This is a genomic window from Thermoleptolyngbya oregonensis NK1-22, from assembly GCF_032705245.1.
Taxonomy (GTDB): Bacteria; Cyanobacteriota; Cyanobacteriia; order Elainellales; family Elainellaceae; genus Thermoleptolyngbya; species Thermoleptolyngbya sichuanensis.
Window position 1 is genome coordinate 3,665,033 of record NZ_CP053540.1, and the last position, 16,667, is coordinate 3,681,699.

General features: G+C 57.9%; 8 protein-coding genes. 4 read left to right on the plus strand and 4 right to left on the minus strand.

Features of this window, described 5'->3' with window-relative positions; translation table 11 throughout:
* The first annotated feature begins 192 nt into the window (after nt 1-192).
* Both HNI00_RS15555 and HNI00_RS15560 read left to right on the plus strand, forming a co-directional pair.
* Nucleotides 193-2,382 carry an NHLP family bacteriocin export ABC transporter peptidase/permease/ATPase subunit gene (locus HNI00_RS15555; protein ID WP_420156372.1) on the plus strand — a complete coding sequence of 730 codons (2,190 nt, stop codon included), beginning with the start codon at nt 193-195 and terminating at the stop codon, nt 2,380-2,382.
* A gap of 103 nt (nt 2,383-2,485) precedes the next feature.
* The gene (locus tag HNI00_RS15560) at nt 2,486-5,482 is read left to right on the plus strand and encodes an NHLP bacteriocin export ABC transporter permease/ATPase subunit (RefSeq protein WP_316787495.1); all 2,997 of its coding nucleotides are present in this window, start codon (nt 2,486-2,488) and stop codon (nt 5,480-5,482) included.
* 251 nt (nt 5,483-5,733) lie between these two features.
* On the opposite strand, the gene HNI00_RS15565 is transcribed toward HNI00_RS15560, so the two are convergent.
* From HNI00_RS15565 to HNI00_RS15580, 4 genes are all read right to left on the minus strand, one after another.
* On the minus strand, nt 5,734-7,692 hold the full coding sequence (locus HNI00_RS15565) for a glycoside hydrolase family 10-like protein (RefSeq protein ID WP_316787496.1): 1,959 nt from the start codon (nt 7,690-7,692) through the stop codon (nt 5,734-5,736).
* Nucleotides 7,693-7,834: 142 nt separating this feature from the next.
* Nucleotides 7,835-8,653: a tetratricopeptide repeat protein gene (locus HNI00_RS15570; RefSeq protein WP_420156373.1), complete on the minus strand. Its 819-nt coding sequence runs from the start codon at nt 8,651-8,653 to the stop codon at nt 7,835-7,837.
* Nucleotides 8,654-8,854: 201 nt separating this feature from the next.
* Nucleotides 8,855-9,568 (minus strand): polysaccharide deacetylase family protein, encoded by a 714-nt coding sequence (locus HNI00_RS15575; RefSeq protein ID WP_068507249.1) that lies wholly within the window; start codon nt 9,566-9,568, stop codon nt 8,855-8,857.
* 245 nt (nt 9,569-9,813) lie between these two features.
* The gene (locus HNI00_RS15580; RefSeq protein WP_316787498.1) at nt 9,814-10,890 is read right to left on the minus strand and encodes a Gfo/Idh/MocA family oxidoreductase; all 1,077 of its coding nucleotides are present in this window, start codon (nt 10,888-10,890) and stop codon (nt 9,814-9,816) included.
* Between the two features lie 1,058 nt (nt 10,891-11,948).
* Between HNI00_RS15580 and HNI00_RS15585 the strand changes: the two genes are divergently transcribed.
* Complete coding sequence (locus tag HNI00_RS15585) at nt 11,949-12,620, plus strand: response regulator transcription factor (RefSeq protein ID WP_316787499.1); 672 nt, start codon at nt 11,949-11,951, stop codon at nt 12,618-12,620.
* Nucleotides 12,621-12,849: 229 nt separating this feature from the next.
* Nucleotides 12,850-16,656 carry a hypothetical protein gene (locus HNI00_RS15590; protein WP_316787500.1) on the plus strand — a complete coding sequence of 1,269 codons (3,807 nt, stop codon included), beginning with the start codon at nt 12,850-12,852 and terminating at the stop codon, nt 16,654-16,656.
* The last annotated feature ends 11 nt before the right edge of the window (nt 16,657-16,667 follow it).

The following is a 16,667-nucleotide window of genomic DNA, read 5'->3' on the forward strand; positions in this document are numbered from 1 at the left end:
CCACAACCTCTACAACCTTCCCCCCCAGGCTGGGCCCAGCGATTTCAAAAGGCTTCCCAAGCCCTCCAGCAGGCTTCCCAGCACTGCAAACAGCTTCCCCAACACCTCCGCCAGCTTCCGCACACGCTTCGGCAACTGCCCACCACCCTCTGGGGGCACGGCCGCATCTATCGCGTTCCCACGGTGCTGCAAATGGAGGCGGTGGAATGCGGAGCCGCATCGCTGGCGATGATGTTGGCCTATCACGGGGCGATCGCCTCTCTTGCAGAATTACGCCAAGCCTGTGGCATCTCTCGCGATGGCAGCAAAGCCTCGAACTTACTCAACGCCGCCCGCAGCTATGGGCTGGATGCAAAAGGCTTCAAGCTAGATCTTGCCGGACTGCAACGGCTAAAGCCACCGTTTATCGTCTACTGGAATTTCAACCATTTTTTGGTCGTGCAAGGGTTCCATCGCCAGCGGGTCTATTTGAACGATCCGGCAACGGGCCCGCGCACTGTTTCTTTGGACGAATTCAGCGAAGCGTTTACGGGCGTAGTGCTGACCTTTGCGCCGGGTGCTGAGTTTCAAAAAGGTGGACAAAAACCAAGCGTGTTGCGGGCGCTGAAGCAGCGGCTGCGGGGTTCCGTCGGGTCGCTGATGTTCTGTGTTGCCGTAGGATTTCTGCTAGTGTTGCCTGGGCTAGCAATGCCCGCCTTCTCTCAAGTGTTTGTGGACGAGGTGCTGCTGAAAGGACGACAGGACTGGCTGCGTCCGCTGGTGTTCATGATGCTATTCACTGCGGCAGTCACCGGGTTGCTCACACGCTTGCAACTTCAGCTACTCCGCCGTTTGCGAGTCAAGCTGGCAATGGGGATGTCTAGCCGTTTTCTCTGGCATCTGCTTTACCTTCCGGTTAGCTTTTATGATCAGCGCTTTGCGGGTGAAATCAGCAGCCGCGTTCAGCTAAACGATCGTCTGGCAGGCTTGCTGTCGGGTCAGCTTGCAACGACGGTAATCTCTGCGGTCATGGTCATCTTCTACGGACTGGTCATGTGGCAGTATGACAGCATCCTCACGCTAATCGGAGTCGCGTTCGTTTGTATTAACCTGCTGGCATTACAGGTGGTATCTCGCTTCCGTACCGATACCAATCTCCGGCTGATGCAGGAACAGGGCAAGGTAAACGGCGTGGCAATGTCTGGCTTGCAAAGTATCGAAACGCTCAAGGCATCTGGTCTAGAATCAGACTTTTTCACGCGCTGGGCCGGCTACTATGCCAAGCTGCTGAATGCGCGTCAGGACATGGATAGCCTCAATCAAAAACTCGGTGTGTTGCCCACGTTTCTGACCAGCCTCAGCACCATGCTGCTGCTCGTTGTCGGTGGCTTCCGCGTGATGGAAGGCTACCTTAGCATCGGGATGCTGGTGGCGTTTCAATCCCTGATTCAGCAGTTCATGCAGCCTGTCAGTCAACTGATTCGGCTGGGCGGCGATTTTCAAGATTTGGAAGGGACGCTGACCCGCCTGGATGATGTCTTGCAGAATCCCAAAGATCCGCTTTTAGAACAGCACATGACACCCACCTACAACTCACCTGCCATGTCTCACGCCACTCCTGCTTCGGAACAGCCCCATTCTCTCGCCGCCTCTCCCGCCCTCACCAAACTTGAAGGCTATCTAGACATTCACAACCTCACCTTTGGCTATAGCCGCACTGCACCGCCGCTGATTGAAAACTTCTGTCTGTCGCTCCAGCCCGGTCAGCGGGTTGCGCTGGTGGGCGGCAGTGGTTCTGGCAAATCGACGATTGCTAAACTGGTGTGCGGACTCTATCAGCCCTGGGCGGGCGAGATTTACTTTGACGGACAGCCGCGCCAGGGCCTTCCGCGTTCTGTGCTGGCAAATTCCCTGGCAATGATTGAGCAAGAGGTGCTGCTGTTTGCAGGCAGCGTGCGCGACAACCTGACCCTGTGGGACACAACGCTTTCCGATCAACAGTTGATTCAAGCCTGTCGGGATGCTGCGGTACACGACATTATCTTATCCATGCCGGGGGGCTATGGGGCGGAACTGTCGGAAGGCGCAACGAACCTCAGCGGCGGACAGCGGCAGCGTTTGGAAATTGCGCGGGCGCTGGTCAGCAATCCTTCAATTCTGGTTATGGACGAGGCGACAAGCGCCCTAGACACAGAAACGGAACGCATCATTGATTACAACCTGCGGCTACGCGGATGCACCTGTCTCATCGTGGCGCACCGCCTCAGCACCATTCGAGACTGTGATGAAATCATTGTGCTGGAACGCGGAAAAGTGGTTCAGCGAGGCAGCCACGACCAGCTTAAGACACAGGAAGGGCCCTATCTCCAGCTCATTCGCAGCGAAGGCGGCTCGATTGAATAACTTGCAGATCGTGTTGCAGATTGCATTGCAGATTGCATTGCAGATTGCATTGCAGATTGCATTGCAGATTACATGTAAAAAATGAGACGAAAGGAACGCAGGAATGCTGGCAGAAGAAAGAAAGCTTGAGCGAGTTCATCCTACCCGATCGCTGCACGGAAACGAACCCCTACTGCTAGACCACCAGACCGTTTGGCAGGTACAATCCGGTTCGCTGGCGCTGTTTGCTGTGCCAATGCAAGATGGAATTCCACGCGGGCGGCGGCGATACTTGTTCAGCGTCAACGCAGGCGAGTCCGTATTTGCAGCCGACGCAGCCGAGTTTGGCGAACCGGGATTATCGCAGCCATGTCAGCAGCCGTGTCAGCAGCCGTGTCAGCAGTCGTATCAGCAGCCGTATCAACTAATGGCAGTGGCGCTGGAAGAGACGGATCTGACAGGGCGATCGCCCGCTGAATTCCTCCAGTGGCTGCACGACGAACCGCAGGCTGCCCAGCAGCAGCTTGAGGGCTGGGTGCATCAGTTGGGCACGACGCTGGCAAGCATGACCGCAGCTATCCTGCCAACGCCCCTCGATCGATATGGCGTGTTGGGCATGGGCGAGGTATTTCAGCCTGCTCAGGGTGCCGTAACCTGGGTGCGCGTGCTGCAAGGAACTGCGCTGCTGCAAGGGGTGTCGAGCTTGCCGCTGGAACTGGGGATGTGGCTGCCGCTGCAACGGCATCTCTGGCTGCAAGCTAGCGATATTGTGGAACTGGAAACCTGCACCAGTGATGCCCGATCGGCGATCGCCCTGATGACTGGACTGAGCCATCTGCAAGCAAAGGTGATGCAGGGAATCCAGAGGCTCGAAGCGCAGGAACAGCATCAGGAACTCGCACGCTATCGCGAACGGCAGCAGCTCAATACGGAAGCCGTAACGCGGACGCTGGACGAACTATCGACCGTATTTGATGCTGCGCCCACTTCGTTAGAACATACATCCCTGGGACATGCAGCAGATGCGGCGATCGCCACGAACCCAGAAACGGCACTACTGGCGGCGGCTGGGGCCGTGGGGCGGGCCCTGGGGATTGCCATTTCACCCCCTGGCAAGTCAGAAGATCTGCGGCGGCTGAAAGACCCCATCGAGGCGATCGCCCGTGCCTCCCACATCCGCATTCGCCGCGTCACGCTGCGACAGGGCTGGTGGCATCAGGACGGCGGCCCGCTGCTGGCCTACTCGCTAGAAGACGGCCGTCCTGTGGCGCTGCTGCCTCGCTCTGCCTCGCGCTACGAACTGCTCGACCCGCTGCGCCAAACCCGCACAATCTGCGATGCCCATGCTGCGGAAACCCTTGCGCCCACCGCCTACACCTTCTATCGCCCGCTGCCACCCGTCGCCAAGCCCCTAGCGCTGCTGAAATTTGCCCTGCGGGGACATTTCAAAGAACTGTGGGTTGTGCTGCTGGCGGGGCTGGGCGCAACGCTGCTGGGCATGGTCACGCCCCAGGCAACGGCCCTGCTGATCGATCAGGCCATTCCCGATGCCAACCGCAGTTTGCTGCTGCAAATCGCGCTGGGGCTGCTGGCTACGGCGATCGGCGCGACCCTGTTTCAGATTACCCAGAGCATTGCGCTGATGCGTCTGGAAACCGTTGCCGATGCCTCAACCCAGGCGGCAGTGTGGGATCGACTGCTGGCGCTGCGGCTGTCCTTCTTTCGGCAATATTCCATTGGCGATCTGAGCGCAAGAGTGTCTGCCGTCAGCCAAATTCGGCAAAAATTGGGTAATACTATTCTCAAAAGCTTGTTCTCTGGTATATTCTCGCTGCTAAACCTGGGTCTGCTGTTTTACTACAGTCCGCCCCTAGCGGCGATCGCCCTCCTCGTTGCCCTGATTAACATCGGCGTGACGGTCATCTCCAGTATCCTGACCCTGCGAAAGGCACGTCCCCTGCTCGATCGCCAGGGCAAACTGCAAGGCATCATGAGAGAAATCATTAACGGCGTGGCAAAATTTCGCGTTGCCGGAGCGGAGACTCGCGCCTTTGCCTATTGGGGACGGCAATATAGCCAGCAGTTGAAGCTAACCCTGGCATCCCAGGGCATTGAAGATAATCTGGCGGTAATCAATAACCTGTTATCTGCCTTGACCCCAGCCGTCTTGTTTGCATTCGCGGTACAGTTACTTCAGCAATCCCGATCCCAGGACGGCAGCTTTTCCATCGGCACGTTTCTAGCGTTCAATGCCGCGTTCGGCACGTTCATCGGCGGGGCGACCAGTCTCAGCACTACAGTAGTCGATGTGATGGAAGTGTTACCCATCTGGCAGCGAGCATTACCCATTCTTCATGCCGTACCAGAAGTGGCGGATGACAAGGCTGATCCGGGTCGTTTAACCGGGCAAGTGTTCGTCGATCGCGCGGTGTTTCGCTATCGCGAAGATGGACCGCTAACGCTGGATAATGTCAGCATTCACGCCGAGCCGGGAGAGTTCATTGCGCTGGTGGGCCCATCGGGCAGCGGCAAATCGACCCTGTTTCGGCTGCTGCTGGGCTTCGACACGCCAGAGTCGGGTACGGTCTACTACGACGGGCAGGACTTGTCTGGATTAGACATGCAGGCCGTGCGGCGACAGCTTGGCGTAGTGCTGCAAAATAGCCGCCTGATGTCTGCGTCGATTTTTGAAAACATTGCCAGCGGTGCGCTAATTGGCATGGAGGAAGCCTGGGAAGCAGCCCGCATGGCAGGACTGGCCGATGACGTGCAGGCGATGCCAATGGGAATGCACACGGTCGTCAGCGAGGGCGGCACAAACCTTTCGGGCGGACAGCGCCAGCGCTTGCTGATTGCCCGCGCCCTGGCCCTGCGTCCCCGCATTCTGCTGTTTGACGAAGCCACCAGCGCCCTAGATAACCGCACACAAGCCATTGTCAGCGAGAGTCTAGATCGCCTGCGCGTGACGCGAATTGTGGTCGCCCACCGTCTCAGCACGATTCGCAATGCCAATCGCATCTACGTGCTGCAAAATGGCCGCGTCATGCAGGACGGTGACTTCGAGGCGCTGGCCACCCAGCCTGGATTGTTTAGCCAACTGATTCAGCGCCAGCGCGTTTAGCAAATTCGCCAACCGGTTCACCCCGTCTCAGAATCCCATGAAAGCCTTTTCGCCACCCATTTGCACCAGCGTTGCCTACCAGCGATCGCCCCCAGCACCAGCGCCCTATGCTCTAGCTTAGCGCAGTGCCGCATCAGGTCGTTTTTGACGCAGCACAGTCCTTGTATCGCTTCTGCTTAAACCACTGCTGCTTAAACTACTGCTGCTTAAACCACTGCTGCTTAAACCACTGCTGCTTAAACCACTACTGCTTAAACTACTGCTACTACGCCCGCGCTCTCATTCGCCAGCCGATCGACCGTACACAGTGCATAGGTTCCGGGCGACAGGGTAAGCTGTGTTGTAGTGGTAGGTAAGATACTTTGCAGTGTCCAGGTGCTTCCTGCTTGGCGATAGAGCGTCCAGGAACGGACACTGGCGGCGCTGCTCCAGACCAGTCGATTTCCCAAGACGCGCACATTTTGCGGCGGCACGGGGGGCAAGCTGCGGAGCCAAGGCATGATGGGCGGCAGGGCGGCGGTGCGGTAGATATTGGTCTGGAGGCGATCGCCAATGCCCTCGCGATTCGTCAGCAGCGCCTTCATGCTGTAGAAAATATTGCCGAGGGCGAGTTTACTCTCTAGCTGGCGCGTGATGGCCACCTGCCGCTCGATTTCGGTTACGTCCCACGCTTTGCCATCAAGCTGAGATAAGTTATTGCCAGGGTAGATATGGCGCTTCTGGATATTCTGATCTGCCCACCATTCCAGCAGCACGGGATAGCTCTGGGCGGGCGGATCGATGCGCCAATAAAGCTGCGGCGCGAGGTAATCGACCCAGCCCTGCTGGAGCCACTTCAGCGCATCGGCAAAAAGCTGGTCGTAGGCATCGAGTCCCTGGATTTGCGGCGGCTGGCCGGGGCGATAAATTCCAAACGGGCTGATGCCAAATTTTACGTGCGGCTTGGTGGCTTTGATGCCGCTGGAAAGGCGCTGCACTAGGCGATTTACGTTATCCCGCCGCCAGTCCTTCAGGGAGAGCGTGCCGCCGCTGTTGCGATAGGCCTGATAGGTTTTGTCATCGGGAAAGCTCTGCCCAGCAATTGGGTAAGGATAAAAATAATCATCCAGGTGAATGCCGTCCACATCGTAGCGGCGCAACACGTCCAGAATCACGGCGTAGGTGCGTTCCTGCACGACGGTCGCGCCGGGGTCCATCCAGAGCTGGTTGCCCCAAGGGTAGACCACATCAGGATTCGTCGCCGCTAGGTGGGGCGAAACGTTGACCGTTTGCTGAGACGTGCGGGCGCGATAGGGGTTGAACCAGACGTGAATTTCCAGATTGCGCTGGCGACACTGGGCGATCGCCCATTGCAGCGGGTCGTAGGCGGGGCTGGGCGGTTTGCCCTGAGTGCCCGTCAGCCAAAAGCTCCACGGCTCCAGTGTTGAGGCATACAGCGCATCCCCTTCGGGGCGAATTTGCAAAATTACGGCGTTGAAATGGAGCGATCGCAGTCGGTCAAAAATGGCAATTAGTTCTGCCTGCTGCTGGTCGGTGGTCAGCGTGCGGGCGCTGGGAAAGTCGATATTCCACACGATTGCCACCCACGCTGCCCGAAACTCGCGCCGATGCGACACTGCGACCGTCCGCACCCAGCGCACAATCCACGCCGACTCGATTACCGGAACCTGGCCCAAACGCACCAGTGCTTGATACACAAAGCTAGCCGCCTCGGCCCGTGTAGCCGCTTGCTGCGATCGCACTCGTTTCAGGTCGGGATGGTTTACGACCAGCCCTGTTTCCGTCGCCGTGGCGATCGCCCGTCTTGCCCAGTCGGGGATCTCGCCCGCATCCGCATACAGGTCGAAGAGCGGAGCCTGACCCGATGCCGCAAACCCCAGCCCGCTCACCAGCGCCACCCAAACCTGCACGCGGGCGATCGCCTCTGCGGGACGAAACGATCCGTCAGGATAACCAGACATGAACCCGGTTTCGTAGGCCCAGCGAATCGCAGGCGCAGCCCAAAAACTCTCCGGCACATCCTGAAACGGCACGTAAGGTCGCTTGGGCGCAACCGAAAAGGCAGAACGCAGGAGGGATGCAAACTCAGCGCGAGTAATCGTCTGCTCAGGGCGGAATGTGCCGTCCCCAAAGCCCCGCACAATGCCACGCTCGGCCAACGCCTCGATAAACGCTTTTGCCCAATGGCTTTGGATGTCAGAGAAACTCATTGAAACTCATTACTCGTCAGGCTCCCAGTGGGGCTGGATTCAGTTTTACCAGGACTTACGCACTTACGATAAGCTTTCTGGGTTTTGGACGATTTCTCGCGGGCGCAGTCCGTGAGAAATCGTCCAACTGCGTCAGTCCTATTTACTTCAAGGTCAGAAACTTCTCCAGGGCGCTGACGAGCGACGGACTCCAGCGGCGGACATTCGCAACCCAGTCCAGGTCTTTGTATCGTGCATCCAGCCCAACGGCGGCATACCAGTTGCTTTCGGCTTCGCCCTGGTTGCCCGCGACCCAGAGGGCGGCGGTGAGGGCGGCTCGCATGTCGGCAAAGCGGGGGTATTTGCGGACGAGGTTTTTCATGGTGCGGATGGCTTCGTCGATCTGCCCGGTTTCGTAGAGGGCGATCGCATAATTGGCCCTGGCAAAAGCAAAATCGGGCGCGAGGTCTGCCGCTTTTTGGTAATCTGCGATCGCCGCCTCCCAGTTGCCCTGGCCGGCCTTGGCGTTGCCCCGATTGTTATAAGCAGCCGCGTCGTTGGGGTCGAGTTCTAGCACCTTGTTGTAGTTGGCGATCGCCTCTTCCCAGCGGCCCAATCCCTCCAGCGCCGCGCCCCGATTGAGGTAGGGATCGGGAGCATCAGGAGCCAGTTCGGTGGCTTTGTCAAAATCGGCGATCGCCGCTTGCAGTTTGTTCTGGCTGACGCGCGAGTTGCCGCGATTGCTCCATACAGCCGCGTTGTCGGGCAACTGCTCCAGAATTTCCGTCCAATAGGTTTCTGCCTCTGCGAAGCTGCCCCGGTTGGTCGCGTCAAAGGCTTTTTCGCGCAGCTCGCTCAGCGACGGAAGCTCGACCGGAAGCGGTTCCGGTGATTTTGTCGGGGCCGCCTCAGCCGCGATTCCCAAGGGCCACGCGCCCAGCCAGAGCAGCGCCGCCAGCAAACATGAAAAAATGTAAATCAGCATAAACTGATCATGACAGGTTTGGGGGTGCAATGCAAAGGGCAGGAGGGATGGGAGCCAATCGCAGGATTTAGATCGATTCTTGATTTTGGATTTGCGATTTTGGATTTTAGATTTCCAAGGCCTAATTCCACAGCCTACCTATTCCACAGCCTACCTATTCCACAGCCTACCCGTTTCACAACCTACCCGTTCCACAACCTAATAGTTATCCCAAAGTTCGGATAGCGTGACCACGCGATAGTCCTTGCGCTGCAAGTAGTCGAGCAGCAGGGGAATGGCGGCGGCGGTTTTTTCGGAGCGCTCGGCAGAGCCGCCGTGCATCACCAAGATAGCGCCAGGAAACACGAAGCGCGACACATACCAGGCGCTAAATAATGCGTTGTCTGTCGGCTTGAAGGTGTCTACAGGAATCATGGAGGCCAGGGCAAACCGGGGTTCATAACCGGGCATGGCTTGCAATTTGGGAACCATGCTCTTGGCATATAGCCCGCGACCCGGGCGATACCAGCGGATGGGCTGATTGCAATCTTTGCAGATGCGGTTGTGGGCTTCGCGCATTTGCAGGGCAAACAGTTCGGGGTGCTGGAGGGCGGTCGTGTCGTCTACGATGCCGTGGTTGGCGACTTCGTGCCCGTAGGCGCGAATGCGAGGAATAATTGTGCTTTCGGGGCTGAGGTGGCTGGTGATAATGAAAAACGTGGCCCGTACATGGCGGTCTGGATCTTCGATCTGGCGATTGTGTTCGGCGATCGCCTCCAAAATCTTCTGGGTAGACTCATCCTCTGGTTCACCGGGCGTGGGCACGTCGTCGATGGTCAGCGCCACCACGCGCTCGGTGGTTTCTTTGTAGAATAGTCCGTCTGGAAAGGCCCGCGCTACCTGCTGCACGAGCCGCTGCTGAGCAAGCCCCATAGCCTCTCGCACTCAAAACAACTTACCTTTCCATAGTAAAGAGTGGGGAGCCTGTCGATAAATCCCAAAGATCCGACCCTGATGGGTTGCCTGAATTTGTCGCCTGAATTTGTCGCCTGATTCGTGATCAGCGCCAGATTCGTCAGAAGACTTGCCCAGCCTCAGGTAGCGCCTGAAGCCACCTGCGACAACCAGAGGCTACCAAAAGCTACCAAAAGTTAGAAGAGGCTAGAAGAGGCAAGAGGCTAGAGGGCGATCGCCGACACCTCCGACTGCACGCCGCTCAGATCATCCGGCTGCCACACCTGCCCATCCAGCGCCATCTGCTCAATGCGACTGGCCAGTCGCAAGGCCTTGAGGGCCTGTTCGCCACCTACCGAAGGCTGTTTGCCACCGCGCACACACTGCACAAAATGCTCTAGCTCAGCGTGTAGCGGCTCGATGTTGCTGGTGTACACTTTCTCGATTAGCCCATCCTGACGGTAAAGCACCTGCCCATAGTCGGTTCGATAGTTGGCCGTCGTCTGCCGATGGATCAGGATTTCGTTGTTCAGAAAATCGGCTTCCGTCAGGGAATTTTTGCAGTGGGCGGCGATGCGGCGAATCTTGCGATGGGTGACCTTGCTAGCAGTCAGCGTGGCCACAATGCCGTTGGCAAAGCCCAGCGTCGCCGTCACATAGTCTAGATAGCCAGAATCCGACGCGCGGCTGCCGCTGGCAGTCAATCGCGTGACAGGCGCAGCGGCCAGTTCCAGCAGCAGGTCGATATCGTGGATCATGAGATCTAGCACTACCGACACATCATTGGCCCGCTGGGAATAGGGACTCATGCGGTGAGCCTCCAGCGCCAGCAGTTCCTCTGTTTTCAGCACCTTACTGAGTTCTTGAAACGCCGGGTTAAACCGTTCAATATGCCCCACCTGCAAGATGCAGTTGGACTCGGCCGCCGCGTTGACCAATAGCTCTGCCTCGGCAATGCTGGCAGCAATCGGCTTTTCGATTAGCACATGCACCCCCGCCTGGAGACAGGTCAGACCCACAGAGTAGTGCAGCCGGGTGGGAACCGCCACACAGACCGCATCGACGCATTTGAGCAGTTCGCGATAGTCTTCAAAAAACCGAACCCGATACTTGCTTGCCGTATCCAGCCCTCGCTCGACGTTGACATCGGAAATGCCCACCAGTTCTACGTCCTTGAGCAAGCTGAGGACGCGGGTGTGGTGCTGGCCCATGTTGCCAACGCCGATCACGCCAACTCGAATGGGATCATGCGAGCCGCGTGGCGCTGAGGTATCCGCAGTTCCAACAAATCCGTTTTGCACGCCTGCACTCTCCTACACCACAATCGCTAATTTGGAGCCGCTGTTCTCTTGGATCGCTGACCCAATCCATTGATCAGGACGGCTTGGAGCCGCTGGATATGAACGGGACAGTTTGAAGAAAACTTACAAATCTTGACAAAGTAATGATATCAGCAGTCATCTTTATTCTGGATAGCTGATGATCAAGATATAGTTTCACTTGTGTCAGTTTTTCCTGTGTCGGTTTTTCTTGCGCTAGGTTTCTGCTGGTTCACTTTTCTCGATGACCTGCTGACTTCTCGATAACCTGCTGACTTCTCGATAACCTGCTGACTATGACTTGTCTTGCGGTCTGCCTAGGGCGTGTCTTAAAACCTTTTGATCCCCCCTAGCCCCCCTTAAGAAGCGGGGAAGCGGGCAAAACTGCTCCGGAAGTCCCCCTTGTTAAGGGGGATTTAGGGGGATCGACTCAGGGCAATCCACGACCTAGGGCGTGTTTTAAGGCCTTTTGATCCCCCCTAGCCCCCCTTAAGAAGGGGGGAAGCGGGCAAAACTGCTCCGGAAGTCCCCCTTGTTTCTAGCCAAGTGGCGCGTAAGCGCGGGGATTTAAGGGGGATCAACTTAGGACATTCAACGACCTAGAAAGTTTTAAGACACTGCCTAGCCAATTCCAGGTTAATTTTATAAAGCTGGTTCGCCGGATCTGCGGGTCGCGGGTTGGCTTGTCTGAATCTGACCATGAAAGACTGCTGTTCCATTCTGAAAGTTCCGCTCTGAAAGTTCCGTGTTGCTGGGCTACGCCACAAATGCTCCATCAAACAGCCCCCACATGCTCTCCTAAGATTGCAAGCATCGCCTTTAGTCCGGTTTAGCGTCTGGCAAGGCCGAAAGTATCTAGATTTGCTTATTAAGCAGGCTAAGAACGCAGTGGAGAGGCGATCGCCCTTCCTGGCGTTTGGGTCGGCTTGGTTGGGAAAAATTGACGGATTCTGACAATCTTGGCTTAGGCTAGTGGAAATCGGTGGAAATTATTGTATTTATTGTATTAACTCAATGGTTCTGAACTCAGGCTCTCCGCAATGCCTCTGACGATTCTGGTGGTGGATGATGATCTGGGCACCCGGCTTTCGATTGGCGACTACTTAGAGTTGTCTGGCTATCTGGTGGTGATGGCGGAAAACGGTGAGCAGGCGATGGCCCTGGTCGATCAAGTGCAGCCGCATTTGATCGTGACTGACGTGGCCATGCCCCGGATGGATGGGTTTGAGCTAGTGCGGCAGGTGCGATCGCAGCCCGCGCTGCGGCTTTTGCCTGTGATTTTTCTGACGGCGCTGAGCCGCACAGAGGAGCGCATTCGGGGCTATCAGCTTGGGTGTGATGCCTATTTGCCGAAGCCGTTTGACCTGAAGGAGTTGGGGGCGGTGGTGCGAAACTTGCTGGAGCGATCGCAGCTGATCCAGACCGAATGGCGACGGCAGATCCGCGCATCGGAGGCGGCGGAGTCTGGCACGCATCGATCAGCCGAGGAGCCATCCGCTGCGGAACCAGAGAGCGATCTGGGTCTAACGCTGCGAGAACAGGGGGTGCTGTCGCTGCTGGCGGATGGTCTGTCGAATTCACAAATTGGCGATCGCCTCCACCTCAGCCCCCGCACGGTCGAAAAATACGTCAGCAGCCTCCTCCGCAAGACCAACACCAGCAACCGCGCCGAACTCGTCCGCTACGTGATGGATCACCATCTGGTGGAATAGCGGCTAGTGGAATAGTCCGGATGGAATCGCGGCTGGTGGAATCGCGGCTACTGAACTACTGCAATAGCCTTGCTGAAGGATCAGTTTCGGCCTGAGCGCTTGCGTGAATTTGCTTTAGGGCAATTTTTTATGGCAATTTAACTTCTGAATTTGCGCGGCGCGGTTTATCATCGCAGCAACGGCTTAGCGGTCAGCAGGATCGCTCATTGCGCCATTCAGGAGTGAAATCATGGCTGAGACAGCGTGGAATCAGGCGGCTGAGCTAATCGGCGGGGCTTTTTCACTACAATTCGATGCATTTCGGCGGGTTGTGGCGCTGCCCGGCGGCTTTTGGCTGGCGCTGCTCATCGTGCTGCTGGCAGGGCTATCGCTGGGAGTGGGGCAGAGCATCATTCTATTTGTCAACCGCGTCAAGCCCAGCCGCTTTGTCTTTAGCCTGCTGCTGAATGCCATCCTGTTTGCCTTTGGGTTTCTGTTTCTCGCCCTCAGCACTTGGCTAATTGGGCTGCTGCCAGGGTTTGTACGGGTGCCTTTGCCAACGCTGGTGACAGTGCTAGGGCTGGGCTATGCGCCGCTGCTGTTTGGATTTCTAGGAGCGCTGCCCTACCTGGGCTACCCGATTCAGAATTTGCTGTCGGTGTGGAACTTGCTGTCGATGCTGGTGGGGTTTGCGGTGGTGGCCCGGCTCAGCGCCAGCGAAGCCCTGACCTATGTGCTGCTGGGCTGGGTCGTAAAGCAGCTTTTGGAAGGCACGATCGCCCAGCCGATTGCCGAGTTTGGTCGCCGTCTGGCCGATCGCGTGGCGGGGGTCGAATTGGCCAAAGACTCTCGTGAACTGCGGGAGCGCGTTTTGTCTGGGGCCCGCCCCGCAGAGCCAATTATTCCCGCGTCGGACGTGGCTTTGCCGGAGGTGCGTCAGTTGGTGGCGGCTGCGGGACGATCGCATCCAGAGGCGGCTCGCAGCGTGTCTCAAGCAGTGATGGAGCGGCCGTCTTCTGGCTATTCGCTGCGTCCGCTGGACGTGCCAGAAGCAGATGACCCCGTGTTGCAGCTTGACTATCAAACACGCGGCGTTCCTCAGCCTGTGAAGGTGGTGCTGGGGCTGCTGGCGCTGGCGATCGCCTTCTGGCTGGTTTTTGTGCTGATGCGCCCGGTGCGGGATGGGCTGTTTGGCTGGTATAACGGCCTACCGACCCCGTTTCGCCTGACGTTTGATTTAGCCTGGATTGGCGTGGTGGCGACGGTGTTTGCGGGGATCATCGCGCCGCTGGAGTCGCTGGGCTGGTGGGCCGGTTGGTATGGCGATGAGTTGGATGCAACAGCGGTGAATGCATCTCTAGATGGGTATGAGTATGGGTATGAGTATGGGCATGAAACTACTCAAACCAGCTTGGAGGAGTTGCAGGCGGGCGATCGCCCCGGCGCTGGGGCGCAATATCGCCCAGACCCCTACTTCCCGCAAATCAATCATTACCTGGTGTATCTAGACGGCATTGCCCAGTCGGGCGAAGAATACACCCCCGATATCGAAGACTTTTTGAATGCCCTCAAGCCCGCTCTGCCCAAAGATGTAGAACTAGTTGAGGGGCTAATGCTGTATTCGGTGCTGAATCGCCCGCTGTATGAAGACCGGCCGCTGGCGTTTTTGTGGCGACTGGCAGACAAGATGCGGTGGAACAACCCGGCGGCGCTGCTGGGGATGCTGGTAAACCTGCGAAACGTGCTGATCGTGGCGGTGTCGTCCGATAAGCGCTACGGCCCCATCTATAACCAGGGCATTGCCCAGGTGATTTTCGACGGGCTGGTGCGGCGGGGCTATCGGCCTGGCAGCCGCGTGCCAATTACGCTGCTGGGCTATAGCGGCGGCGGCGAAATGTCTGTGGCGGCTGCGCCCTACCTGAAGCGCTCTACCAATGCCCCCATCGACGTAATTTCTCTGGGCGGCGTGATGAGCGCCAACAACAACGTGCTGGTGCTGGAGCATCTTTATCACATCGTTGGCGATAAGGATGTGGTGGAGCGGGTCGGCCCCATTATCTTTCCTGGCCGCTGGAAGCTGTTTCCGCTGTCCTACTGGAATCGGGGCAAGCGCAAGGGCAAAGTCACCGTTCTCTCGGCTGGGCCGGTCGGTCACCAAGTTCCCGGTGGCTATATGGACCCCCAGGCAACGCTGCCCGACGGTCGCACCCATTTGCAGCAGACCATCGAGACGATTCTGCAAATTTTGCGGGGGGAGGCGCTGCGGGCCGGCGATATGATTCCCCAAACGCCCAGCAATTATGCCCTGTACCAGGCAGCCGCGTTCAACCGCCCCGACTATTATCCAATCGCCCAAACCGTAGACTCCCAGTGGTATCGCCCCATCGGTGAGTGGATGGGCCGGCTCATTTTGCCTAAGCCAGAAGAGCGATCGCACGTCCAGGGAACCTGGCTGGAGGTTCACCACGCCCCAGAGGGCTACCGCTACTTGGTGGGAGAGCGAGTACGGCTGCGCTGGGTGGACTACCCCAACGTGCAAAAGAGCATGAACTCGGTCGTGAAGGATGTCCACTTTAGCGCCGAGGCAGAATTCAGCAGTCGCTACGGCGGCATGGTGCATCCCGATCGGCTTAACCACTGGCGGCGGGTAAACGCGCTGGAGTCGCTGGCGGCGGGGCATCCGGTGGATGATCTGATCGTGCGGCTGGAACCGCCTGTGGTGGTGCAGGGCGACGTGCTGCTGATTGCCGATACGCCTGTGCAAATTACGGGACGGTTCTACGCGCTGGTGCGGTTTGAACGACCAGTGGCGGGCAGCGACCAGTTTGTGGTGACGCATTTTGACCGGGCAACGCGACAGTTTAGCGGCAAGCTGGAAACGATGCGGCTGCCGGAGGTGGTGTTGGCCAAGGCCTATGGCAGCTATCCCTCGACCACCCGCGACCTGGAAAAATCGCCCTACAACGAGACAGGCTGGTACGTCTACGGCGCGAAGGACGCGGCGGGTGCGTTTGTGGTGCAGGCGATCGCCCCCCGTGCCCTGTTCCGCCTGCAACCCGAATCGGTGCTGTTTGGCGGCAAGGCAGCCTACCGCTACATCCGCAAACAGGCTTGGGCGGACATTGCGGCCCAAAAAGGCAAGATTGCGTCGGTGCTGTGCAGCGGCCTGTCCAACGGATCAGATGCGGCGATCCAGGCGGCGATCGACGAATGGCGCGTGGGCGACGAGGCGCTGGTGCTGCATACCTACGGCGGCATCGGCGGCGAGAAAAAGGAACCCGCCGCGGCCACGCCGATTTTCTTTGGGCACTTTGCCTACGGCGTGGCGACCGTTATCCACGAGCCGCTGGCGGACGAACGCCAGTTCGATATTTGCTATTACCAGGTCTATACGCAAAACACCGACGGGCTGGTGGCGGGCACGCTGCACTGGTCGCGCTACCTGGGCGATCGCCAGTTTGGCTGGCTGGGCACGCGCCCAATCTGCGACCTGCTGATCAAGCTGCCCGCCTACACCGACCCTTACAAAATCGGCAATGTCTTGGTTTCGCCGCTGGACTTGCTAGAGCGACAGTTGCAGGTGATGACGGCCCGCTATCGAATTGGCGACGGCACGGGCGGAACCTATGTCAACGCCGCCTATAACTGCTCTCAGGATTCCAATCAGGCGCTATTTGCCAGTATTCGCAAAACAGAGCGCACCCTGCGCGAAAATCCCCGCATTCTGGAACTGTTGCTGCAAGAGCCAGAGCAGGCGCGACAGTTTCAGCAGCTTCGAGAATTGGGGAAGGATCTGGAAGGCAAGCTGCAATCTTTTGGCGGCCCGCGACGCGACTGGGAGCGCAGCGAGTATAACCTGGGCAGCACGCTAGAAGACTATCCCTTGCGGAATCTGCGGATGGGGCTGGGCAGTTGGCGAACCATTCTGCCGCGCAAAGCCAGTGATGCGATCGCCCATGCGTTTCTGAAACATGGCGCATCGGTCTGGGTGCTGCGAACGAACCAGGTCGGCGGATTCGATCCGGATATCGAACCGATTGCGCCGATGACGCTATAGTACGAGGTTTC